At 50.6% G+C, this 24,110-nt stretch carries 23 protein-coding genes and 1 pseudogene; 10 read left to right on the top strand and 14 right to left on the bottom strand.

The genetic code is table 11. From position 1 onward, the window contains the following. Window positions 1–5: 5 nt before the first annotated feature. From arsA to arsC, 3 genes are read left to right on the top strand one after another with little or no spacing between them, the layout of a single operon-like run. Complete coding sequence (gene arsA / locus HVX64_RS19020) at window positions 6–1,757, top strand: arsenite efflux transporter ATPase subunit ArsA (protein WP_181825112.1); 1,752 nt, start codon at window positions 6–8, stop codon at window positions 1,755–1,757. Between the two features lie 47 nt (window positions 1,758–1,804). After that, window positions 1,805–3,094: an arsenite efflux transporter membrane subunit ArsB gene (gene arsB / locus HVX64_RS19015; RefSeq protein ID WP_044254064.1), complete on the top strand. Its 1,290-nt coding sequence runs from the start codon at window positions 1,805–1,807 to the stop codon at window positions 3,092–3,094. Window positions 3,095–3,106: 12 nt separating this feature from the next. Then, window positions 3,107–3,532 carry a glutaredoxin-dependent arsenate reductase gene (gene arsC / locus HVX64_RS19010; RefSeq protein ID WP_042999397.1) on the top strand — a complete coding sequence of 142 codons (426 nt, stop codon included), beginning with the start codon at window positions 3,107–3,109 and terminating at the stop codon, window positions 3,530–3,532. 237 nt (window positions 3,533–3,769) lie between these two features. On the opposite strand, the gene HVX64_RS19005 is transcribed toward arsC, so the two are convergent. The 5 genes and pseudogenes from HVX64_RS19005 to HVX64_RS18985 form a co-directional block, all read right to left on the bottom strand. After that, complete coding sequence (locus HVX64_RS19005; RefSeq protein WP_044254067.1) at window positions 3,770–5,002, bottom strand: multidrug efflux MFS transporter MdtM; 1,233 nt, start codon at window positions 5,000–5,002, stop codon at window positions 3,770–3,772. Window positions 5,003–5,040: 38 nt separating this feature from the next. Next, the gene (locus tag HVX64_RS19000) at window positions 5,041–5,613 is read right to left on the bottom strand and encodes a DUF1349 domain-containing protein (RefSeq protein ID WP_044254070.1); all 573 of its coding nucleotides are present in this window, start codon (window positions 5,611–5,613) and stop codon (window positions 5,041–5,043) included. Window positions 5,614–5,747: 134 nt separating this feature from the next. Further along, window positions 5,748–5,909: a GNAT family N-acetyltransferase gene (locus tag HVX64_RS18995; protein ID WP_228530463.1), complete on the bottom strand. Its 162-nt coding sequence runs from the start codon at window positions 5,907–5,909 to the stop codon at window positions 5,748–5,750. 61 nt (window positions 5,910–5,970) lie between these two features. Further along, window positions 5,971–6,405 (bottom strand): VOC family protein, encoded by a 435-nt coding sequence (locus tag HVX64_RS18990; protein WP_044254073.1) that lies wholly within the window; start codon window positions 6,403–6,405, stop codon window positions 5,971–5,973. A gap of 804 nt (window positions 6,406–7,209) precedes the next feature. Further along, a pseudogene (locus HVX64_RS18985) lies at window positions 7,210–7,430 on the bottom strand (DDE-type integrase/transposase/recombinase); the annotation flags it as partial. A gap of 143 nt (window positions 7,431–7,573) precedes the next feature. Here HVX64_RS18985 and HVX64_RS18980 point away from each other — a divergent pair. Next, the gene (locus HVX64_RS18980; protein WP_044254076.1) at window positions 7,574–8,608 is read left to right on the top strand and encodes a LacI family DNA-binding transcriptional regulator; all 1,035 of its coding nucleotides are present in this window, start codon (window positions 7,574–7,576) and stop codon (window positions 8,606–8,608) included. A gap of 40 nt (window positions 8,609–8,648) precedes the next feature. Here HVX64_RS18980 and HVX64_RS18975 read toward each other — a convergent pair whose 3' ends face one another. The 4 genes from HVX64_RS18975 to HVX64_RS18960 form a co-directional block, all read right to left on the bottom strand. Further along, window positions 8,649–9,068 (bottom strand): RbsD/FucU family protein, encoded by a 420-nt coding sequence (locus tag HVX64_RS18975; protein ID WP_044254078.1) that lies wholly within the window; start codon window positions 9,066–9,068, stop codon window positions 8,649–8,651. A gap of 46 nt (window positions 9,069–9,114) precedes the next feature. Further along, entirely contained in the window at window positions 9,115–9,879 is a 765-nt protein-coding gene (locus HVX64_RS18970) for an SDR family NAD(P)-dependent oxidoreductase (RefSeq protein WP_044254081.1), read from the bottom strand. Window positions 9,880–9,996: 117 nt separating this feature from the next. Continuing rightward, window positions 9,997–11,871 carry a TRAP transporter large permease subunit gene (locus tag HVX64_RS18965; RefSeq protein WP_052443876.1) on the bottom strand — a complete coding sequence of 625 codons (1,875 nt, stop codon included), beginning with the start codon at window positions 11,869–11,871 and terminating at the stop codon, window positions 9,997–9,999. Between the two features lie 73 nt (window positions 11,872–11,944). Then, window positions 11,945–12,988, bottom strand: a complete 1,044-nt coding sequence (locus tag HVX64_RS18960; RefSeq protein WP_051642301.1) for a TRAP transporter substrate-binding protein — start codon at window positions 12,986–12,988, stop codon at window positions 11,945–11,947. Between the two features lie 450 nt (window positions 12,989–13,438). On the opposite strand from HVX64_RS18960, the gene HVX64_RS18955 reads away from it, so the two are divergent. Then, window positions 13,439–14,173, top strand: coding sequence for an amino acid racemase (locus HVX64_RS18955; protein ID WP_042999407.1), 735 nt, complete (start codon window positions 13,439–13,441; stop codon window positions 14,171–14,173). A gap of 7 nt (window positions 14,174–14,180) precedes the next feature. On the opposite strand, the gene hypT is transcribed toward HVX64_RS18955, so the two are convergent. The 4 genes from hypT to HVX64_RS18935 all read right to left on the bottom strand — a co-directional run bounded on the left by hypT (window position 14,181) and on the right by HVX64_RS18935 (window position 17,484). After that, window positions 14,181–15,089, bottom strand: a complete 909-nt coding sequence (gene hypT, locus HVX64_RS18950) for a hypochlorite stress DNA-binding transcriptional regulator HypT (protein WP_042999408.1) — start codon at window positions 15,087–15,089, stop codon at window positions 14,181–14,183. Between the two features lie 70 nt (window positions 15,090–15,159). After that, window positions 15,160–16,326 (bottom strand): beta-aspartyl-peptidase, encoded by a 1,167-nt coding sequence (gene iadA, locus HVX64_RS18945; RefSeq protein ID WP_044254084.1) that lies wholly within the window; start codon window positions 16,324–16,326, stop codon window positions 15,160–15,162. 13 nt (window positions 16,327–16,339) lie between these two features. Further along, window positions 16,340–16,801 carry a YjiG family protein gene (locus HVX64_RS18940; RefSeq protein WP_042999410.1) on the bottom strand — a complete coding sequence of 154 codons (462 nt, stop codon included), beginning with the start codon at window positions 16,799–16,801 and terminating at the stop codon, window positions 16,340–16,342. Then, the gene (locus HVX64_RS18935) at window positions 16,798–17,484 is read right to left on the bottom strand and encodes a nucleoside recognition domain-containing protein (RefSeq protein ID WP_042999411.1); all 687 of its coding nucleotides are present in this window, start codon (window positions 17,482–17,484) and stop codon (window positions 16,798–16,800) included. Before HVX64_RS18935 ends, HVX64_RS18940 begins: the two co-directional genes overlap by 4 nt. 469 nt (window positions 17,485–17,953) lie before the next feature. Here HVX64_RS18935 and evgA point away from each other — a divergent pair, with 469 nt between their 5' ends. Both evgA and HVX64_RS18925 read left to right on the top strand, forming a co-directional pair. After that, a complete protein-coding gene (gene evgA, locus HVX64_RS18930) occupies window positions 17,954–18,583 on the top strand; it encodes an acid-sensing system DNA-binding response regulator EvgA (RefSeq protein ID WP_042999412.1) in 630 nt (209 codons plus the stop codon). Then, on the top strand, window positions 18,580–21,768 hold the full coding sequence (locus HVX64_RS18925; RefSeq protein ID WP_249418885.1) for a transporter substrate-binding domain-containing protein: 3,189 nt from the start codon (window positions 18,580–18,582) through the stop codon (window positions 21,766–21,768). Before evgA ends, HVX64_RS18925 begins: the two co-directional genes overlap by 4 nt. A 106-nt stretch (window positions 21,769–21,874) precedes the next feature. On the opposite strand, the gene HVX64_RS18920 is transcribed toward HVX64_RS18925, so the two are convergent. Further along, window positions 21,875–22,045 carry a hypothetical protein gene (locus HVX64_RS18920; RefSeq protein WP_156135233.1) on the bottom strand — a complete coding sequence of 57 codons (171 nt, stop codon included), beginning with the start codon at window positions 22,043–22,045 and terminating at the stop codon, window positions 21,875–21,877. A gap of 183 nt (window positions 22,046–22,228) precedes the next feature. Between HVX64_RS18920 and HVX64_RS18915 the strand changes: the two genes are divergently transcribed. The 3 genes from HVX64_RS18915 to HVX64_RS18905 all read left to right on the top strand — a co-directional run bounded on the left by HVX64_RS18915 (window position 22,229) and on the right by HVX64_RS18905 (window position 24,110). Beyond that, entirely contained in the window at window positions 22,229–22,753 is a 525-nt protein-coding gene (locus tag HVX64_RS18915; protein ID WP_044254092.1) for a LuxR C-terminal-related transcriptional regulator, read from the top strand. Window positions 22,754–22,869: 116 nt separating this feature from the next. Continuing rightward, window positions 22,870–23,388 (top strand): fimbrial protein, encoded by a 519-nt coding sequence (locus HVX64_RS18910; RefSeq protein ID WP_042999413.1) that lies wholly within the window; start codon window positions 22,870–22,872, stop codon window positions 23,386–23,388. A gap of 44 nt (window positions 23,389–23,432) precedes the next feature. Beyond that, window positions 23,433–24,110, top strand: a complete 678-nt coding sequence (locus tag HVX64_RS18905) for a molecular chaperone (protein WP_042999414.1) — start codon at window positions 23,433–23,435, stop codon at window positions 24,108–24,110.

Below are 24,110 nucleotides of genomic sequence, written 5' to 3'. Positions count from 1 at the left end.
GACATATGAAATTCTTACAGAACATCCCGCCTTACCTGTTTTATACCGGTAAGGGAGGTGTAGGAAAAACGTCCATTTCCTGCGCGACGGCTATCCGCCTTGCCGAACAGGGGAAGCGGGTTTTGCTGGTCAGTACCGATCCGGCTTCCAATGTCGGCCAGGTATTCGATCAGGCTATCGGTAATACCATTCGCCCAGTGACAGCAGTTCCTGGACTTTCCGCTCTGGAGATCGACCCGCAGGAAGCCGCCCAACAATACCGCGCCAGAATCGTTGATCCTATCAAAGGTCTTCTGCCTGATGACGTTGTTAACAGTATCAGCGAGCAGCTTTCAGGAGCCTGTACCACTGAGATTGCGGCGTTCGATGAGTTTACTGGCTTACTGACCGACGCTTCTCTGCTGACCCGCTTTGATCACATCATTTTTGATACAGCGCCGACGGGCCACACGATTCGCCTTCTCCAGCTTCCCGGTGCCTGGAGTAGCTTCATTGAAAGTAATCCAGATGGTGCTTCCTGTCTTGGCCCAATGGCCGGTCTGGAAAAGCAGCGTGAGCAGTATGCTCATGCAGTAGAGGCGTTATCCGATCCTGAACGTACCCGCCTGGTTCTGGTTGCACGACTGCAAAAATCTACGCTGCAGGAAGTCGCCCGCACCCATGAAGAACTGGCTGCAATTGGCCTGAAAAACCAGTATCTGGTGATTAATGGTGTGCTGCCTAAAGCCGAAGCTGAACATGACGCCCTTGCCGCTGCGATATGGCAACGTGAGCAGGAGGCACTGGCAAATCTTCCTGCCGGTTTATCTGAGCTACCGACAGATACCCTATTACTACAGCCAGTCAATATGGTTGGTGTTTCAGCATTGAAGGGACTGCTGGATACCCGTTCTGAGGCATTACCGCTCCCGGTAACGAACGTCCTGTACACGCCTGAAAACTTATCGCTCTCTGGCCTGGTCGATGATATCGCTCGCAGTGAACACGGCCTGATTATGCTGATGGGCAAAGGTGGCGTAGGGAAAACCACGATGGCTGCTGCCATCGCCGTCAGGCTGGCAGACATGGGATTTGACGTGCATCTCACGACCTCTGATCCTGCTGCGCACCTGAGTACAACGCTGAACGGCAGCCTCAAAAACCTGCAGGTCAGCCGCATCAACCCTCACGATGAAACCGAACGCTATCGCCAGCATGTTCTTGAGACGAAGGGAAGAGATCTGGACGAAGCAGGGAAACGGCTACTGGAAGAGGATTTACGCTCTCCCTGTACTGAAGAAATTGCCGTGTTTCAGGCCTTCTCCCGCGTGATTCGTGAAGCGGGTAAGCGCTTTGTTGTTATGGATACCGCCCCTACCGGACACACGCTGTTACTGCTGGATGCGACCGGGGCTTACCACCGAGAGATTGCCAAAAAAATGGGGAGTAAAGGTCATTTTACTACCCCCATGATGCAGCTTCAGGACCCGGATAGAACCAAAGTTCTGCTGGTTACGCTTCCTGAAACCACACCGGTGCTGGAAGCGGCAAACCTGCAGTCTGACCTTGAAAGAGCGGGGATTCATCCGTGGGGCTGGATTATCAATAACAGCCTTTCCATTGCGGATACGCGTTCTCCGTTGCTTTGCCAGCGCGCCCGGCAGGAACTGCCTCAGATTGAGGCTGTTAAGAATCAGCACGCTGACCGTATAGCGCTCGTTCCGGTATTGGCGTCAGAGCCCGCCGGTATTGAAAAGCTCAGAAAGCTGATGAGTTAATTTTTTTGCATATACAGGGCGGCAAAGTCGCCCTGTCAGGAGGATGTATGTTACTGGCAGGCGTTATTTTTGTCCTGACCATTGTTTTGGTTATCTGGCAGCCTAAGGGTTTAGGGATCGGCTGGAGCGCGACGCTGGGCGCAGGACTGGCTTTGATTTCTGGCGTTGTGCATGTAAGCGATATTCCGGTGGTGTGGAATATCGTCTGGAACGCGACGGCAACCTTTATTGCCGTAATTATTATCAGCCTGCTGCTCGATGAATCTGGTTTTTTCGAATGGGCGGCACTGCATGTTTCACGTTGGGGTAATGGTCATGGCCGTTTGCTCTTTACTTATATCGTCCTGCTCGGCGCAGCGGTGGCGGCACTGTTTGCCAACGATGGCGCGGCACTGATTCTGACGCCGATAGTCATTGCCATGCTGCTTGCATTAGGGTTCAGTAAAGGTACGACACTGGCATTCGTCATGGCTGCCGGGTTTATTGCCGATACTGCCAGCCTGCCGCTTATCGTGTCGAACCTGGTGAATATCGTCTCGGCGGACTTCTTTGGTCTGGGCTTCACTGAATATGCATCGGTGATGGTGTCGGTGGATATTGCCGCCATTGTTGCCACGTTGGTGATGCTGCATCTGTTCTTCCGCAAAGATATTCCACCGACTTATGACCTGGCTCTTCTGAAAGCACCGGCAAAGGCGATTAAAGATCTGGCAACCTTCAGAACCGGCTGGATAGTTTTAATTCTTCTGCTGGTTGGGTTCTTTGTCCTCGAGCCACTCGGGATTCCCGTTAGCGCAATTGCTGCAGTTGGGGCGGTAATACTGTTTACTGTGGCGAAACGAGGCCATGCCATTAACACCGGCAAAGTGCTGCGCGGTGCGCCATGGCAGATCGTCATCTTCTCACTGGGGATGTACCTGGTGGTCTACGGTCTGCGCAACGCCGGACTAACCGAATACCTTTCAGGTGTGCTGAACGTACTGGCGGATAAAGGACTCTGGGTCGCGACGCTGGGGACTGGCTTCCTGACAGCAATCCTGTCTTCCATTATGAACAACATGCCTACGGTGCTGGTTGGCGCGCTCTCTATCGAGGGAAGCACTGCCACCGGCGTTATTAAAGAGGCGATGATCTACGCTAACGTGATTGGCTGCGATCTGGGGCCGAAAATTACACCTATTGGTAGCCTTGCAACGCTGCTCTGGCTGCATGTACTTTCACAGAAGAATATGACCATCACGTGGGGATACTATTTCCGCACCGGGATTATTATGACTCTGCCTGTGCTGTTTGTAACGCTGGCGGCGCTGGCGCTACGTCTCTCTTTCACTTTGTAATGAGATACTGATATGAGCAACATCACCATATATCACAACCCGGCCTGCGGTACGTCGCGTAACACGCTTGAGATGATCCGCAACAGCGGTAATGAACCGACCGTTATTCATTACCTTGAAACTCCACCGTCTCGCGATGAGCTGGTCAAACTCATTGCGGATATGGGCATTTCCGTCCGGGCTTTGCTGCGTAAAAACGTCGAGCCTTATGAAGAACTGGGGCTTGCCGAAGATAAGTTTACTGACAACCAGATAATAGACTTTATGTTGCAGCATCCGATCCTGATTAACCGTCCGATTGTGGTGACGCCACTGGGAACTAAACTGTGTCGTCCTTCCGAGGTGGTTCTGGATATCCTTCCAGATGCTCAGAAAGCGGCTTTCGCTAAGGAAGATGGTGAGAAAGTCGTTGATGAAACAGGTAAGCGATTGAAATAAAGATGAAGGGGGGCAGATGCTCCCTTATTCCTGCCTCAGAGCATAAGACCCGAATCTTCTGGCAGAGCACTATTCCTTCACCAAGTTTCATTTGCAGCAAAACAGTGTCAAGCCTGTGGCCATGTTTGAAACCATCCGGAGGTTCGGTTTCGAAGCGACCTGTACCATGCAGGACATGGGGCCGTAGCCCCATCTATTAGCCTGCCAATTTTGCTGGCAGAGCCGTAACTCATATTCTCAGACGGTCTGATTCAGATGTTGCTGGCGTAGTTTTAACAAACGAAAAACCAGTATCATGACGATAATTCCTGCCACCATCGCCAGAAAATGGAAAGCTATCCTGCCACCAGCCTGAAAATAGAACCAGCGGGCCAGCTCTACTGAGGTCGCCATAAAACTTAATGCAATAATGTTAATGGTTGCTGATACGGTGCCTTTAGGCAGGGAATGAGAAAAAAGTGCAAAACGGAACAGGACGGGATACAGCATTCCTGTCCCGAGGGCATAAATACTGGTTCCCATCACCGACCATAACCAGACATGCGGCCAACCCAGATTACCAAGCAGAAGGATACACAGCCCGCTTAGCTGAACTGGAACGGTACGCCAGATAAAGCGCGGTGAAGTGGGGTCTTTGATAAAATTCGCGACGATGATGCTGGCAATAATCACCCCGCCAAATACAGGTACCTGAGTCCAGGCATACATACCGGGTGACATCCCGCCATCCTCAATCAGGATCACCGGAGAGAGCGCGACCCAGGTAATCATCGGCAGGTTACCGAATGACAGGGCCAGGGCACCCGTCAGTACCACCGGATGTCTGAAGGCGCTGATAAAATCGGATAATACATCTCCAGGATGAAACCCCTGGCCCTGACGTTTGACTGTCTCCGGCATTTTAATCATCAACATGACCCAGGCCATCAGACTCATCCCTCCGATGATCGCAAATAACAGCTTCCAGTGCATAAAGGACATCAGAGCTGCTCCAGCCAGTGGGCCGATGACAGGCGCAAGCAATACGATTGAGGTCAGCGCCGCCATGATACGGATGGAGTCCTTTTCATCAAAGGCCTCCTGTATTGACACATAACCAACGGTGGAGATGAAGCAAATACTGGTTCCCTGTATAAAACGGGCAATAAAATATTGCTCGATCGTGGTGACAAACATCATGCCCAGACAGGCCAGGGCAAAGATCATTGCACCAGTGAGCAGGACGGGACGGCGACCAATCCGGTCAGAGAGAGGACCGAGGAGCCACTGGAGCGCCAGACCTCCGGCCATATAAAGACTGACAGAGGCAGGCGCGAGAGTGATATCAGCCTGAAGCTCACGGATGATGTGGATGATGCCCGGCTGGATGAGATCCGTGGTCAGATAGGCTGAAAAATCGTAGATGACCATCGCCAGTGGAAATAATAGAACGCTGCCATACCTGTTAAGGCGTCCCGTAAATGGCTTCATAAACGGGTTCTCCGTTTTTTATAATCCCTTGATTTTAATCAACTCAGATCGTGCAGTTCTTTATCCATCGCAGGAGTCAGTCTGAGATCAAGAAATTCTACCTCCAACCCCTGGCGCTGAGGTGTACAACACATGACGCCCGTTCTTACTGGGCCCATGGGAAAATAACATAAGCGAAGTAATGGCCAGTGTTGTCCATCTGACGAGTACTGCAATCGTAACGCATCTTTCTTACGGGTCAGACGCAGCCAGAATTCCTTCGGATCCCCGGGAAAGAGTCCTGTAGCCCAGTCGGAATATCCCTGCGTGAGTACACTCCCGATTGCAGGTGCTCCATCGTTAAATTCGATGCCAGCTTTGAGCCAGTGCTGTTCGTCAGAGAGAATCATAATTCCGGCCTGGTCATAGAGTGTGGTGAAGTCTGCGCGGATCCTGACCTGAAAAGTAAAATCATCTGTTACGTCAGTGGCGTAGATATGACCTGAAAAACGCTCAAACCCGTACCAGGTATGACGCCAGAAATCGGTGTGATCATCAGTGATTACCGACAGGGTATTATTCCCGTAGTGCCATTTAGCGGGCTCATTGATCCATTCAAACTTGCAACTCATCATTATTCTCCTGTCATCCGGAATGCAGCATAACGATAGTTTAAAATGTCAGTTCCATCTCAAACTGGCATAACGGTTCAGCCTGATAACCCGCCGCAGTAAATAATGGTGCCAGCATTTCTGGCATAGATACATCAGCATTGTTTTGCCAGTCCCTGGCTCCGGTACTCGGGCAGCACACCAAATTCGGTCAGACGCGCTTTGTCCATTCTGTGGGTTACGATGGCTATTGCCACCGGGTTATCATTGATCAGCCAGACAAACGAGTCTTTAGCTGATACCGGAATAACGGTCATAGATAAAGCTCTACATTGCGGTTTTCGGGAGCTACAGGGGGAAAATATGCTCCCTGTTTTCTCAGACAGTGAAGCTGATTTCTACAGAGCGGGCACTGCGATCGCCCTCACCATGGTAAACAGCTTCAATATTGTTACCGTCCGGATCCAGAACAAAAGCGGCATAGTATCCGGGATGGTAGGTTCGTTCGGCGGGGGCGCCGTTATCACGTCCGCCATGATTTAGCGCTGCGCGGTAAAATGCGTCCACCGATTCACGGTCTGTGGCCTGAAAGGCCAGATGGTGCCGTCCTGTAGGCACCCCTCCAGGCCCCGAACTTTTTACCGATGAAATGACCAGTTCGTCAGCCCAGATATAATCGTCATCTGTGATAACCAGGGGGATCTTAAGTTCCGCCAGCACAGCAGTGTAAAATGCTTTGCTTGCGTCAAAGTTGTTTACCACGAGCTGGATATGGTCGATAAGTCTGCCACGATGAAGCGTATAGTTTTCCACGGCTCATTTCCTTATTCACACTCTGTCAGTCAGGCCTGTATCTGTGAAATTGAACAAAGGTACAACCCTACGTATAACTTATATTGCTGAAAAAATACGTTAATATTTGTGCTCTGTACCCGACAGGTATCAGAAAATCATTCCAGATTGAGTCTTTGGACAGGAATTACTATTCTGCTATTCGCTTAAGAGCAGGCTCTCAATTGCCAGTTGTAAAATAAATAGCAGAGATGAGATGAGAGCAAGCCATTTTAGGGGGCGCAGTTTACGTTCAGGTATAGAGAGCGTATGGAGTATGGCATGACGCTTCATTTTATTGAGTGGCATGCCACCTCCTTGAAAAAGAGCCGCCTGCGCAGGCGGCTAAGCAATGAAAACAAGAGTTATTCCACAAACCAGGTCACTGTGAGCAAGGCCAGTTGTCATGGGGCTAACATAACGGTTGGGACGGTAGGAAAAAAGGCCACGGGTGGCCAAAAGTTTTCCATTTCGAGTCGACAGCTTCCTCCAGGAGTGCTGTTCGTTTGTTAGCCAGAACAGCTTAACGGATAAAAGCAGTATCTCCATGTTAAATGAGTGGTTGTTTAGCGTTTATTTAAACAATGCCGATCAAATAATACGTACTCAAATAATAAACCGAGCAGGACTATCCAGTCCTGCTAATTGACATGCGTTCATGAGAACTGGAGAAATAATTCCTTCTGATGTGCCACAATGCAATCACACCCCGGTCAGGGGATTCCCGGGTTTAAGTAGCGTGATTAACCGGCACTGTATCTGAAAGTTATCACTTAACGAATAACGGCGTTCTTTTTTCAGCGTACTGAAGAACGATTTGACCACCGCATTATCCCAGCAGTTACTACGTCGGCTCATACTGGAGGCCAGGTTATTGGCCCAACAGAACCGCCGCCAGTCGCCACTGTCGTACTGGCTGCCCTGGTCTGAGTGCACGATACCTCGTCGTCAGGTTTATGTCGCCAGACTGCAATCAGCAGCGCATCCAGTGCCAGCGAGTGGTTCACTTGCTTAATTATGCCTGATACATTGCATTGACAGCTCCGTCTGTAACGTTACACTAAACCGTTGTAGTTGATAATTCCTGAGAAGATGGCGATGCCGGGTATGAGTGTCTTCCGCCATTCATCGATTGCCGCAAAGGAGATGTATGGCGAATATTCGTGATGTCGCAAAGCATGCTGGCGTTTCCGTCAGTACGGTATCCAATGTGCTCAACGGTCGGACCGATCAAATGCGGGCTGAAACCCTGGCGCGTATCCAGCAGAGCATGCAGACGCTGAATTACTTTCCAAACCGGGTGGCTCAACAGCTCAAGACCGGACAGGCCAAAATGATTGGTCTGCTGGTGCCGTCCATTGTGAATCCCAGCTTTGCTGCCCTGGCCCGTGAAGTCGATCTGGCCGCCAAAAAGCGCCAACTGCGGGTGCTGATTGGAAATACCTACCGACAAATTGAAGAAGAAGAAGCCTTTCTGGACGACATGTTTTCCCACGGCGTCCGCGGGATTATCGTTGCCGCCTGCGATATTGAAAAAGCGCATTTTGCGCAAGCGGCAGAGCAGGGCATGGTGATGGTGAACTATGATGGCCGTATGCCTGTGCGTGCTCAGTCGGGTCATTTTGCGCTGGACAGTGTATCAATGGATAACATTGAGGCCGGGCGAATGGCAACAGAACACCTGATTGCACAGGGGTGCCGTCGCCTCGCGTTTGCCACGGTGGAAGGGATGACCCCCAGCCGTGCGCACAAAATTGAGGGCTTTCTCCGCGCGGTGCAAGACCACGGGCTTTATCGGGAAGGGATGATCGTTGAAGGCCAGGCCATGGCGGCCTATGGCGACACAGAAATGACAGAACTCGGGCGGGCGCTGGCGTTAAAAATCAGCCAGCAGCCGGTGTTCCCGGATGGTATTGTCGCGATCAACGATGCGTTGGGCATTGGGCTGATGGCTGGTCTGCATCAGGCCGGGATCCATGTGCCGGAACAGATCTCTATTGTGGGCATCGACAATATTCCGCTCTCCGGACTGGTTTTCCCTGGCCTGACGTCCATCATGCCGCCGCTTCGGGAGATGGCAGAAGTGATGGTGGAGCGGTTGATCGAGCGGACTGAAAATCCGGCCATTCCGCCAGCGGAGTTTCTGTTCCCTCCGTTGCTGGTTTCCCGACAATCGGTACAGTAGCGGCGAGGCACGAGAAGAACGATACGTTCTTCTCGCTCTGTCATACCAGCGTTGGGGCTACGGTCAGCAGAATATTGGCGAAGCGGCGGGTTTCGCCGGAGGCGATGACCAGGAGCGTGTCAGACGATTTGGCCAGCGAATAAAACGCGTTACGTTCAACATGTTCAACCTCGATCGCCTCAGAAAGCATGCCACGGTATTCACGCTCGACCGTATTATCAAAATCCGCCGGGCTTGCCATTAACGTGGCTTTTTCCACATTAATATAGCCAAGGATTTTCTCCAGAATGACGACACTCCCGATCATCCCTGGAGTGAAATTAAGCCAGATAATCCGTGCCTGCGCAGAAGTATTGGTTAGAAAAGAGTAATTGGCATCGGTGATTAAAATATTCGCCTTGTGTCCGCACTGTGCCAGCGCCTGTAATAAATCAGGATGAATAATATCTGACTTGATCATATGTCATACCTTTTAAAACTGGCGGGCATTATCGCCCGCCGCATTTTTATGCCCGGTAAATACCGCCGTTAATATCGATGGTGGCACCGGAAACGAAGCCATCATATTCAGAAGCGAGGAAACAGATGACCCTTGCCACATCTTCCGGGGTGCCCGCGCGTCCCAGAGGAATGGCCTGGATTGTCTGGTCGGCAGAGGCCTGTGTGGTATGCTGATTATGAAAACGCGTGCCGAGAATCAGTCCCGGCGCAACGGCATTGACGCGGATGCCGTGTTCACCGAGCTCCGCGGCAAGCGAGCGAGTCCAGGTTAGCACCGCGCCTTTGGTGGTGGAGTAGACCAGAGAACCCGCATGGCCGCCAGAGCGCCCGGCCAGGGAGGCCAGGTTAACAATACTGGCGCCGTCTGGCGCGGCCTTCAACCACGGTAATGCCTGCTGAGTGACATTCAGCATCGTCGTCATATTGACGTCGATCACCGTGCGCCAGAAATGTGGCTCAATCTCACCCAGCCATTTGCGGGCAATAATGCCGCCAACGTTATTGATCAGAATATCGATACCGCCGAGGAATTCCGCTGCCTGTGCCACACAGCGGGCTGCGTCTTCTTCATCGGTTAAATCGGCGAAACCACAGGCCGCGCGACAGCCTTGCTGTTCGGCGAGCGCCATTAATTCCCGTGGGCCTTCTTCGCCACTGAAATAATGAATATAAATATCGCATCCCGCCTCAATCAGTTTTTTCGCGCTCTCTTTACCAATGCCTTGTTCTGCACCTGTAATAAACGCTTTTTTACCCGTTAATAATCCCATTTCATACTCCCATTATTCATATTTAAACGGCATCAGGTAATGACGTGACATCGTTTTACCGTTTTTTGTGCGTGGATATCCCTGCCACCTGAGCGTGGCAAATACAGGACTTCATTATCAGTAGCCGGCCAGTCCGGGCAGCCAGGTGGTTAATGGTGGCGCCATGGCGACAATAATGATGCCGACAAAAACCACCGCCAGATATTTCGCCATCGGTTTGATGACGTGCTTCATCTCCACGCCACAAATGGCGCAGGTGGTATACAGACCCAGGCCGATCGGCGGTGAGAACAGACCAAAGCCCATCGCCATGATCATCACAATGCCAAAGTGCAGCGGGTTAAAGCCAAGCTGAATGGCTATTGGCACCAGAATCGGGGCGAAAATGATCAGCGCAGGCGCACCTTCGAGAACCGCGCCAAAGATGATCAGAATAACAATGGTCAATATCAGGAACAGCCAGGCCCCTTGCTCCATGCCAATGCCAACCAGCAGTTCCGCGATCTGTTGTGGGATCATTTGAATGGTCAGGGCATAAGAAAGGCTGGTCGCACAGGCCACGATGAACAGCAGGACGCCGGACATTGCCGCAATATCAACGAACATTTTCACTGTGGCTTTCAGCGTCAGCTCACCAAACGCCAGGCGACCCACCACAATGGCGTAGATCACTGCGAAGGCGGAAATTTCCGTGGAGGTGGCGATCCCCATCATGACCCCGCGGCCAATCATGAAGATCATGACCAGGCCGACAGCGGCACCGAGGTAAAGCTGAGTCCGCGGGCGTAATACCGGATAGGCTTCGCTGACGTTAATTTTCCCGCCGAAACGGTTGGCGGCGACCATTAACAGCACCAACAGGCAAGCTGCAGGGATGAGGCCTGCGATAAACAATGCGCCGATGGAAATATTGGCGACAAAGCCCATCACGATCAGGTTCACGCAGGGTGGAATGGTTTCCGCCATTACCGCGGAGGCGGCAAATACCCCGGCGGCTTCTTCGCTGTCCTGCTTCGCGCGACGTACCGCAGGCATTAACACTCCGCCGACGGCGGCCACATCCGCCAGTTTGGAACCGGAGATGCCTGAGAAAAAGGCCATCGACAGTACGGTGGTCATGTTCAGACCGCCGCGAAAGCGTCCCATACCACGCACAATCAGTTCGACCAGACGCGTGGACATGCCGTTGATTTCCATTGCCGCTCCGGCGAGCAAGAAGAACGGAATCGCCAACAGAACAAAGTGGTCAACGCCCGCCGCTACCTGCTGTGAGAAAAAGACAAACGGCAGGGAAGGGTCGCAGATAAAAAAGACCATTGCCGACATGCCGAGCGTGAAGGCGATTGGCACACCGGCCAGAATGCCAAGCACGAAGCAAATCAGCATCAGGCCCGCCGCCGCGCTGGCTGGATCGGCCATCAGCGACAGTTTCAGATAACCCAGCGCCGCCAGCACAATGATCCCTGCGCCGCTAAGCAACACCACTTTTGTGCGTTCATGCAGCGCATGTTCCAGCGCAGCCACCATCATCACCACGGAACCGATTAATACCGGAATCACGTAAATGGTCTGCGGCAGGCCCGTCTCGGTGGTTTGCAGTCGCGCGGCCTGCACCAGATCATAACTGGAAACGACCAGTCCAACGGAGACCAGAAACAGGATCCAGCGGCTGGCATGAACAACGTAAGGGCGAACGCTTTCAGGCAGGAAGCGTAAGAACAGATCGACGCCAATGTGTCCGCCTCGGCCGGTTGAGGTGGCGACGCCAAAAAAGACCAGCGCAATCATCAACGCTCGCGCCACTTCTTCCGCCCAGTGGATCGGTGAATGCAGGGCGTAGCGCCAGATCACCGAAGCAAATACCACCAGCACGTTGATAAACAGCACCAGCGCTCCGGCCCAGGACGTTAACGTGGTCAGAAATCGACTCAGCCGCCCCAACAGCGTCAACAAAGACTTTTCATCCTTTGTTTTCATCGGGATATCAGCCATGATGAACTCCTTTCATGGTTTGTGTGGGCAACATCGCCGACCCGCTAAACGCCACAGGCCGACGATGCTCGGCTTATGGTTTGTCGCTCGGCGCGGCGGCGCTGATCTCGTCCACCATCGGTTTCAGATCCGGGTATTTATCCAGGAAGGCTTTCCAGACAGGCTGTACGGCCTGTGCGAAGAACGCGCGATCGGTTTCCCGGAAAGTGACGCCTTTCGCCTCCAGGTTTTTAATCGCTTCCAGTTCTTTCTGGCTGGCCTGCTGGCGTTCGTATTCCGTGGCCTCTTTCGCTGCGGCCAGCACGTCGGCACGTAATGACTCTGGGATCTGCTCGAAGCTCTTCTTGTTCATGGCAATCATCAGCGGGTTATAGCTATGGCGGGTCAGCGTGCCATTTTTGATGATTTCATAATATTTGCTGGCATAGATGGTGGGCGCATCATGCTCGACGCCATCGATCACGCCCATTTGCAGGCTGGAATAGACTTCTCCGCCCGGCATGGGAATGGCCACCGCCCCCATGTGATTCAGCGTGGCGATAAAGTTAGGCACCGGCAGTACGCGGATTTTCAGATTCTTTAAATCCTCCGGCTTTTCAATTGCCTTTTTGGTGTACACGTTGCGCGCGCCAAGGTTATAGCCATAGCCCAGCACCATTACGTTTGCTTTATCCATCATCAGTTTAGAAAGCTGCTCACCGGCTTTGCCGTCCAGCGCTTTCCCGACCTGGTCATAGTCTTTAAACAGATACCCCAGATCCAGCACACCGACTTCCGGCACCAGCGTGGCCCAGATTGAGGTCCCTGAAATCATCATGTTAATGGCGCCGATACGGACCTGCTGTGTTGCATCGGCTTCTTTTCCCAGCATGGCGTTGGCAAAGTAATTAAGCTTAATCTGTCCTTTTAACTTCTCGTTTTTATTAAGGTTTTCCTGGAAGCGGTTGAACCAAATATAGTGCGCAGAGGAGTCATCTCCTGGCAGAGACGAGTAAACACGAAAATTGATGGCTGCCTGTGCTGAAGTGCTCAGCACACTGCCTGCAATCAGGGCGCTACTGAGGCAAGCGAGTGCCAGAAAACGTCTGGCTGAACGAAACGGGGTTGTTTTCATCATGATTATCCTTTCTCACAGTGTAGAGGTCGTGATAACGCCATCTGGCAAGGTGGACGCAGCCAGCTGGTTTAACGAAAAAGTCGCTGATTCTGTTTTCTGTAACGTTTTAGTGTAACGTTACAGACGCTATCCGACTCACTGTGCAAATGCAATATGCTTCCTTTCATCAAGATGAGTGATATGTGAATTTTGTGGCGGGTATCGCTAATTTCCGGGCGCGTGTTACAAAACCGAAACGGGGTGTTCGCTGTTTAGTCACTGTTTAGTGAGGCAGGCTACAGAAACCGGTACGTCGTTGGTGCCCGGGAGCGCAGACAGCAGTCTGTGTAAACCGATTCGCGTCTGTCAGGTGATAACTTTTACGCATAGCTGCTTAGAAAATGGCATTTTTTACATAAGCATCAAGGTGATAGTGTCAATTGAAATGACAGAGAAAGCACGGTGCAGATGATGAAACATACCATTGGGATTCTGGGCGGCATGGGGCCCGCAGCAACGGCGGACATGCTGGAAAAATTTGTTGAATTGCGCAGCGCCAACTGCGATCAGCAACATATCCCGCTCATCGTTAGCTCAATCCCGGACATTCCCGATCGTACAGCCTGTCTGCTTTCTGGCGGCCCCTCTCCCTTGCACTATCTGGAGCGTTATCTGCATATGCTGGAAGATGCAGGGGCTGAGTGTATCGTCATACCCTGTAACACCGCACACTACTGGTTTGATGATTTACGGGCAGTGGCAAAGGCGGAAATGATCAGCATTCTGGATGCCACGCTGAGTGAAATTCCTCCCGGCGTGACTCGCGTCGGCCTGCTGGCAACAAACGCCACGCTTGCGACAGGGTTATACCAGAAAAAAATGACTGCGCAGGGGCTCTCACTGATTCAGCCGGAAGAGGCGGGGCAGGCGCAGGTGATGCAGGCAATTTACGCATTGAAAAGCGGAGATAAAGCCACCGCGCAAAGGTTGCTGTTTCCACAAATTGAGCGACTGATTTCCCATGGCGCGCAGATCATTATTATGGGCTGCACTGAGATCCCGTTAATTGTGGCCGGGCATGAGAGCAATTTTGGGTGCCGGTTTATTGACTCAACCGCGTCTCTGGTACACGCCGCCATTCGCTGGTATGAGTCATGGCCAGATACGCAGATGGATGAGCCTGTGCAGCAGGTTGCCTGCGTTTAAATTGCGCTCAGGGGACAGTATGCAGATGGTGCAGTTCTTTCCAGAACCGCTCCGCCAGGGGCGTCATCCGCGTATCCATCCGGTAAGCATAAGCCTGAATAGGAATAATCAGCTCGTCCTGGTTCAGCACAATGAGCTGTCGATTACGAATCTCCTGACGAATCGCATACTCCGGGAGCCAGGCGATTCCACAACCGTCCAGCGCAACCTGCTTAAGCAATTCACTCATCGAAGAGACAAAAAATGTACTGAAACTCAGCTCGGTATAGCGGGTTAACGTTCGGTTGATAAGCCGCCCCATATAGGAGTTCTGGCTATAGTTGAGCAACGGGAACGCGGGTTGGTCGAGTGTGTATCGCGGTTTTCCGTTTTCATCGCTTGCACAGACGGGAAACAGTTGTGACTCAAACAAGTGAATATTGGCAAACGGTGGCTGGAGCAGGTTTTCGTCATAATAAGAGAAGATAAAGTCGCTTTGCCCCTCCCGCAACATATCGACCGCCTGATCGACATCGATCGCCTCAACCGACCAGGTAAACTGGGTTGGCATCTGGCTGACGATACCGGGTAACAGCCCCAGTGAAAGGGAGTGCGCAGCGGCAATCTTAATTTTACGCAGTGTGAAATCGCTGCCGCCACGGAGTTCAGCCAGGTTACTTTCCAGCTGTTGTAGCAGATGACGTATCTGAGAGTGAAAGATTTTGCCCTGTTCGGAGAGTTGCAGCGGCGAGACCTGACGATTGAACAATTCAACCCCGACCGCGTTTTCCAGGGCGCGAATACGACGGCTGAAGGCGGGTTGCGAGACATTACGAATAATCGCGGCCTGGGAGAAGTTTCGACACTTTTCCAGCGTCAGAAAGTCATAAAGCCATTTCGTTTCAATGTTATACAAACCTGCACCACTCACATCCATTTATCATCACCTGTCAGCCGTCTGTCTGCGCCATTTTACGGGCATTCACACGGCTGACAACCGATTGCGCTTACTCGAAAGTACCCTTCACGCAGGCTTTCCCGTCAACCACCATGCGTTTGCCGTGAGCATAAACCTGCTCAATACACAATTCCGGCGTCATCACCAGCAGGTCGGCATCCTTACCGGGGGCGATTTCGCCTTTAGTGGACAGGTTAAGAAAGGTAGCCACACTGGTCGTCAACGGACGCAGTGCGTCGGTCAGGGTAAATCCGTAATCGTTGATTAGCGATTGCACGGTTTCAAGCAAGCTCTCGAAGCCCGCCACGCCAATTCCGGTGAGTTTTCCGGCATCATCAAACAACGGCTGACTACCATTACCATCAGAACTGACCGTTATCCGGGCAAGCGGTACACCGGCTTTGACTGCGCGAGCAACCCCCTCAGCCGGTGCAACCGGATCGGGGATACCGCTGGTGATGTCGATGGTGCCGCCCTTGAGCGCAAAGGCCAGTGCTTCTTCGAACAACGCCTCATTGCGGTTTACGTGGGTGGGAAGCAGCTTACTCATCGGCACATCGCTATTTTCGAGAATGTCGTACAGCGGTTTGAGCCCCTTTTTACTGTCGCCCATATGGAACACGCTGACACCCGGTTTGCCGCCCAGCAGGCCACCCACACGAGATTCTGCTGCCATGTTTGCCAGTTGATAATCGCCAGGCGCGGCAGAGCGGTGGTCAGAGACGGCGCATTTTACGCCGATAACGCGATCGATCAGCGCCACATCTTTTTCGACGGAACCGGTGATCGTCGGTGAAGGGACATGATAAGCGCCGGTTAGCATCCAGGCGGTGATCCCTTCTTCATTCAGCGCTCGGGTTTTCGCCAGCAGTGATTCCGGATGACGGGTTACGGAGTCGGTGCCGAGCAAACCAATGACGGTTGTGACCCCGGCTTCGGTCAGTCTGCTCAGTCTGACTTCTGGTGTTCGGGTCGTGGGGCCCGCTTCACCACCGCCGCCAATCAGGTGTACATGCTGATCGATAAAGCCAGGACACAGGATCCGTCCCTGGAGATTGATAACCTTACAATCCGGCACAATGTGAGGCGATATATCGCGTGCAACGGCAATAATCTTGCCGTTGGCGAGAAACACGTCGCAAATCCCCTGATCTTCAGGGGTATAAAGGTGCGCACCTTGCAGTAACGTAAATTCTGCGAAGGATAAATCAGGCATGATAATTCCCTTTTTAAACAATAAGCTGCATAACCCAGATCGACAGTAATGCGTTGATGGCACATACCGCAATGATGTGGGGGTAATATTTGGCGTTCACTTCGGCGGTACCGAGGCAGCGACCCACGTTTTGTACCGGGTTACCCATCAGGTATATCGCCGGGAGCAGAACCGTGACGTCGTGACCATTTAATGCTCCTGCAGTGAGCAAACTGGCGGAAACGCCTACCGCGCCGCCCATACTCATCAGCGACGCTAACAGCACGGTGGCGGCTTCACCAGGAAGTCCCCAAAGTGCCATGACGGGCTGACAAATGTGTCCAACCCAGTCAAGTAAACCGGTGATTTTCAGCGCCTGAATAATGACGAACGCCATCACCACGTTTGGCAGCAGGTTAGTGGTGGCAATTGTAAAGCCGCGGCGGGCACCGTCGATAAACATGTCCATGACATTTTTGCGAACCTGAGTGGTCATGCTTGTGCTCCTTGCGTTGGGTTACGGCGTTCTTCAAAGTTGATCCAGATACGTAGCAGGTTGGCGCCGACAAATTTAAACACCAGAATCACGGCCAGCGGGACGATAACAGACGTTCCCAGAAACGCGAAGACGGCAACGCCAGAGGAAAAATAGTTGGTAATAATCGCGCTGCCGCTGGTCTGGTATGCGGCAAAAATGACTTTATCGCGCTCGGTGATTTCACCATCCTGCGCCAGTTCTTTCGTCATACCTGCAGCCGCATCGGTATTTTGTAAGTTAGCGATAAGCGCCAGCGAGCAGATGCCCGGAATGCCCAACAGCGGCTTCAGGATCGGCGTCATCAGTTGTTGCGCCGCACGCAATCCGCCAAGACCGTCGGTGATAGAAATAATGCCCAGTGACAAAATGACTGACGGCGCAAGTTCGAGCGCGAAAAGAAAACCATCTTTTGCGCCCGTACCGCCCGCGCCCCGGAAGGTGACGGTCGTTTGTGCCGCGCCATTCGCGATCTGGCCAAACGAACCGTTCAGCACGCTAAAATCAAAAACACGCCACCAACCTTCCGTTCCGGAAAATACGCCGGAAAAGAAAATGATGGTCAGAAAAAATGCCAGATATCCCTTAAGTCCGACCTTTTCTGTTGCAAGCGGCAGCGCCGCCTGTTCCCCTTGTTGCGCCATAGCGAACCCCGTTATTTTTTTGATAATGTGTGTTTGTTGCGACAGGCCAGAAGTGGCCCGAACTCAATGACCTTACCAGCCATAGGGATATGGGGAAAATGCCAGAATGTTTCGCGCTATGCGTTTCTTGCATAGGGTGACAGAAATATCAGGATTAAAACGACCCGCCAATTTCTGCCTCGTTTTAACATTGCCAGATAATTTCTTTTCCATTTTTGTAAGGATAGTGGATTCAACGGCATGGTTTTAAACATTCAGAACATCGCTTCATGATGTGCAATAGCCTCAGTCATCACGATCGCATATGAGTGAGTATCCAGTGAAATATATACAGCCAGGGTGGGGGAAGTGATGAGAACAGTGAAGTACTCCGCACGACAAAGGTTAATGTAGAGGGTAATCTACCGTATCGTTTACGCTATTATTAATGACATAGCGTGTTTAGAACATCACGATCTTTGGGGGAATTATGAGTGGAATGCGTTCCCGCACGGCAATTATCGTGGACGACCATCCTCTGGCGCGTATGGCTATTCGTGGTGTACTGGAGAAAGATCGCGTTACGGTTCTCGGAGAGTATGAGGACGGGGCGATTGCGCTGAAGAGTTTGCTAAAAACGACTGCGGATATTGTGGTTATTGACGTTGAGATCCCCGGCGTCAATGGGGTAGAGCTGGTGGAGAAACTCAGAGCGAATCACTATCACGGCGTGTTAGTGGTCGTCTCAGCGAAAAACGATCGTTACTTCAGCAAGCGCTGTGCACAGGCGGGAGCGAACGCGTTTATCAGTAAAAAGCAGAACATGGATAATATCCTGGCGGCCATTAATGCCGCACAGAATGGGTATACCTATTTTCCATTTTTCTCCGAAGAAGCCTCCGAAATCCTCACCGATGCGCAGCGTCTGGAATCCCTTTCGACACAAGAGATGAAAGTTATGGGGCATGTGCTTAACGGTCTGGACAATTCGCAAATTGGTGAGGCGATGCATATTAGTGGTAAAACCGTCAGTACTTATAAAACGCGGCTCATGGAAAAACTCGGCTGTAAATCATTAATCGAACTGCTCTCGTTTGCTCATCAGAATAAGCTGACATGATGATAAATAAATGGCTGATGGCGGTGCTCATTATTTTATCCATCGGCGGGCGTGCTGTTTACGCACAACTAAGACTTCCCGTTGAGCTGGAACTATCAGGATTCAATTATATATCGCCTGTACCGGTTTATTTGAGTGAGGATGACAAACGCTGGTTGCAGCAAAAAAAAAGTCTCAGAGTCGCCGTTTATGAGCCCGTTCAGCCGCCGCTTGTTATGACAACGCTGACTGGACGTTATCGGGGAATGAATGCTGATTATCTGGCATTGATTCAACATTCCCTTAATACACGAATAAGTGTGATGGCGTATCCGGATCAGGCTGACGCTGTTGAGGCGTTAAAAAAGGGAGAGGTCGATATGGTATTGACCGGGCTGGAGAGTCAATCCTGGCGTGAAGCAAGTGTTCAGGTTTCTCTGCCACTGATTCATTCCTGGCCCAATTTAGTCACCTCTCTTGGCAACGTTATGGCGCCATTGCAGAGCGCACAACGTACGGGGGTAGCGATTGTTAATCACTATCCAGATGTCGATTTTATCCGCCAGTCCTTTCCCGATGCCGAGATCGATAACTATGGCAGTTACCAGGAAGCGCTGAATTCTGTTAATAATGGGCGCAATGCCTGGTTTTTCGGCGATTCACTCACGACCAGCACCTGGCTTTCCCAGGAGTTCAGTCTTGCGCTGACAACGGTGAAGTATTGGCCTGCGCCACAGAGAAAGAGCTACTTTTTATTTTTGCCCGCACAGCAACGGCTGCGGGAAATTGTGAACAATACCCTTAGCGCAATTGATGAAAACATCCATGGGCAAATTGCCCAGTCGATGATTGATAAAGGCAATCTCTCCTTCCTGATTGAACCTCTGGACCTGACGCCACGCGAAAAGCAGTGGTTAAATAATCACAAAACACTCCGTGTGATTATCAATCCCTGGTTTGCTCCTTACACGATGGTTGATGGAAGCCAGCAAACGCGGGGTATTGTTGGCGATGTCCTTAATTTGATTGGCTTACAAACGGGGATTCAGTTTGAGACGGTGGTCGTCAAATCGAATAAAGAGATGGTCGCAGAGATGAAGAAAGGTAACTGGCATATTGTGCAGGCAGCTACCTATGATCTCAGCCGAGAAGATTATCTCTCTTTTACGCATCCATTTATCACTACACAGTTCGTGGCCGTGATCAGAAAAGAGGAAAGTAAAGAGCATGCGCTGCGGCCCGGTAACCATGTTGCAATCAGCGCCGATCACACTTTACTGGCCACACTGAAGGCGAAATATTCAGGCATTGTGTGGGAAGAGGTGGAAAATTCCAGCGTGGCATTGAATCTGGTCGCAACAGGAAAAGTGGATGCCGCCATTTCGAATCAGCTGACCGCGCGTTATCTGAGCGAGCATTACTATCCCGATCAGCTTTCCTGGATACCGCTTACCGGAGAAGAACCCGCGGCAATCAGTTTCGCGGTGCCCCGCTCTGAGCCGGAGTTACGGCAAATTCTGGATAAAGCGTTAGATGATATTCCGCAAAAAGAGGTCCTGCAGATCGTCAGTAAATGGATTCGTCTGCCGGATGTCAAAATAGATACCTGGGAATTATATAACAGGCCTTTTTATCTGGTGGCTACCTTAGCGTCGTTACTGGTACTCAGCACCTTGTTATGGGCAGTCTATCTGGTGCGGGAAGTTCGTATCAGAAAACGTTCTCAACGCTTACTGCAAGAGGAACGAAACCGGGCTCTCAGGGCCAATGAAGAGAAGCGGGAATTTCTTTCTCACATGAGCCATGAGATACGAACCCCGGTAAGTGCCATTATGGGATTTCTTGAACTCCTGCAATTTTCTCCTGCGAAGTTTAGCCCGGAAGATAAAGCATCAGTGGACCAGGCGGCCCAGGCCTCACGTTCGTTATTAAAACTTATTGGCGTGATCCTCGATCTGGAGAAGATCGAATCGGGCTTATTAGAGACCGTTCCCCAGTGGAAATATCCGGACAGCCTGATACAAGACAACATTGCATTATTCAGCGCGCTGGCGGCGCAAAAAGGGATCGCGCTACGTTACGATTCTCGTTTAGAGGCACGCGAGGCGATGCGACTGGATCCCCAATTACTGGGGCAGGTTCTCACCAATATTATCGGTAACGCGGTGAAATTTACCGAACGTGGTGATGTGCGAATTTTTGCGGTCAAGCATGAGCAAACGCTGGTGATCTCGGTGCGTGATTCTGGGCCGGGAATGAGCGAAGAAGAACAACGTCGTTTATTCACCGCCTTTAGCCAGGGAATAGCGGGAGAACATCACCGCGGTTCGGGGCTCGGATTAGCCATTAGTCGGGGATTAATGAGGCAAATGGGAGGGACAATCGAACTGCAAAGTGAGGTGAATCGGGGGACGACCGTTACGTTGAGCCTGCCAGTCCAGACGTCGTTTGATATCACGCCTACCGTTGCGGACGTTGACGCGCCTCTGCCAGTATTGCAAGGAACAACACTCCGGGTATTAATCGCGGATGACCTTCCTTTCAGCCGATTACTTTTGAAACGTCAGCTTATGACGCTGGGTATCATCGCTGATGAAGCCGACAATGGCGAGATTGCATTGCATTATCTTCAGCAAGGAAATTATGACTTGTTGATTACCGATCTCAATATGCCGGTTATGGATGGTATTGAGCTTGCCCGCCAGGTCAGAAAAAGTAATACGACGCTTGTCATCTGGGGGCTCACGGCAACGGCGCAGGAGCACGAGCGCGAACGTTGTCTGTCGGCGGGCATGAATGCTTGTCTTTTCAAACCCATCACGTTGTCACAACTCTCTCATTTACTCTCCGGCGTCAGTGATACCCACGACACGGCATTTGATCTCGAAAGACTGGCGATGCTGGCGCAAGGGAATCGGGCATTGATGCTTCGCGCATTAAAAGATGCGCAGGAAGAAAATCGCTGTGATTTAACGGCGGCTTATAACGCCAGTGAGTCTGGTGATTATCGTCTGGTTAAACATCATATTCATCGCATTAACGGGACTGCTCAGTTATTGGGGGTTGAGACTTTAATGAAGGCTTCACAGTCTCTGGAGGATAAACTCCCGGACGCAATGACTGTCACCGAACTGCCTGCTGAGCTTGAGTATATCCAGACATTACTGGACGAGCTGGAGCAGGCAATCGAGAAATTCACACCTTAATTTCCCTTCCTACACGTGTAGGTGGTGCCTGACAGAATAATAAGGCACCGCTGATGTTGCTCCTGTGTTAACCAGGTAAAATAAGCCCTGTTCCGACAGAATAAAATTAGTTAATTAAACCTGGTATATTTCCTAAGAAAAATCCATGTTTTGGTTTATTACAAGTTTCAACTATCAAACCTGCCTGAATCATTAAACTAAACCTATCCATATAGCTAGTGTTTAATTCTGTTTTTTGTTGCATATTCTGGGTTTTTGTTTTGATAAAAATAGCCACGTGTGGATCGTTGTTCTTTTGAAAGTAAAAAGTTAGTAGAAACGATCGTTTTTATGTTTTCTTACGAAATCCACGACTTTTGTGATGTCATGCTGAATTATTTTCTGTAAATTTTACAGCGAAACATGTGGCGACTTACAGACGTTAAAACAGCAAGCAGGAAGTGTCGAAAAGGGAAGTTCTATGAAATTGTCAGACTCCGTTTTTTCTGATGATTATTTTTTTATTGTCGGCATAAGTGCGTTGTTAACGCCGGAGTTAATTGATGAAAATTACACTATAGTCGATGTCGATGAGTCGCTCCTTCAACGGAGTACAGAGTATTTGTTTCCTGGCAGGAAGATCATTGCATTTATCACCAATGATCTCGACTACTACGCGTTATGCCATTTGAGAGATATAACTTTCATTGATAAGAGACGCCGGATAAATGAAATCCTCTCATGTCTGTTTGTCAATGACTCCAGGTATGCTTATCGGGTGAAATACACGCTTTCATTCCGGGAAAGTGAAGTTCTTGATTGTATACAAAAAGGAATGGAGGCGAATGAGATTGGTGAGTTATTGGGCATGTCGATGAAGACATTCTATGCACACCGTCGCAGTCTGATATTTAAACTTCAACTCGGTAATCGTGTATCTCTGTATCGAAATATCGCGCGAATAAGAATGTGCAAACCCTGTGTTCATGAGCCTGACCTTACATAAATTGTTGCGTTAATGTCGGGAAACGAGAATATGCAGAGGAGGTGAGTGCAGAAATAATTGTTTTTAACATCAACGCTTTTAATTAAATATTAACTTAACTATCAGGATTTTACGATATGAAAAAATTAGCACTGATTTCTGCGATTTTATCGCTGTCTGCTCTACAGGCGACATATGCAGCCGATGGCGTAATTAACTTTAACGGAACCATTACGGGAACGGCGTGTGTGGTGGATCCTTCCGCGATTTCACAACCCGTTGAGCTTGGAACCGTTTCAACGGCGGCATTTTCTGGTGGAAGTGGTGCAACAGCAGCCGCTAAGCGCTTCAACATTGTGCTGAAATCCTGTCCGGCAAGTGTAACCAGCGCCAGTGTTCGATTTGACGGTACCACCAATACGACTAACCCTTCGATTCTGGCGTTGACCACAGGTCAGACTGCGACAAATGTTGGCGTCGCTATTTATGAACAGGACAGCGCGACATTGATCCCGGTCGGTACTTCTTCGGCTAGCGTGGCATTGCAGGAAGACATCGACAATACGTTGACCTATTTCGCGAAATATATGGCCACAGGCGTTGTCGGAGCAGGGTCGGCCAAGTCGTCAACCTCTTTCACCGTAACTTATCAGTAAAAGCAGGGCCACTCGTGGCCCTGAGTAATTAAGCAGGAATTCTCATGTTTCAGCAATTATATAACACGGTTGCTATAGGGATGATATTTATCTCAACAGCGGCAATTAGTGGTGTTGAAATAGGCGGTACTCGTCTTATTTATAATGGTAATGCCAGTCAGGCTGCAATCAGTGTTAAAAATCCGGACAATAAACCGTATTTAATTCAGTCATGGGTGAGTAAAAGTGAAAATGGTGATGAGAGTGGTAGCGAATTCACTACTACACCACCTTTGTTTAAATTAAATCCAAATGCGCAGAACTCTGTTCGCGTCATGTTGGCTGAAAATAACTTACCAACCGACAGAGAAAGCGTTTACTGGCTGAATATCAAAGCGATTCCCTCATCCTCACCGGATGCGAAAAATGAATTGTTGATCGCGGTAAAAAGCAAAATGAAGCTGTTTTATCGTCCTACCGGGTTAAAAGGCGATCCGTCATTGGCATACCAGCAGTTAATTTTTTCACGTGAGGGTGGGAAATTAACTGTAAATAATCCAACGCCTTATAGCGTGTCGCTCAATGAAATAAAGGTGAACGGCAAGACGATCACTAAGCCTCCAATGGTATTACCATTTCAAACCGTCACGCTACCGCTATCGGGGATAAACGGCGGTGACGTATCGTGGCGTGCGATTAATGATTTTGGAGGCGTCACGACTGAACAAAAAGTTAAAATGTAG

Origin of the sequence: Citrobacter sp. RHB20-C16, assembly GCF_013890155.1 — a bacterium.
GTDB classification, from domain to species: Bacteria; Pseudomonadota; Gammaproteobacteria; order Enterobacterales; family Enterobacteriaceae; genus Citrobacter_A; species Citrobacter_A amalonaticus.
The sequence above is the reverse complement of the archived record's forward strand: the minus strand, read 5'-3'. Positions and strand labels throughout refer to the sequence as shown.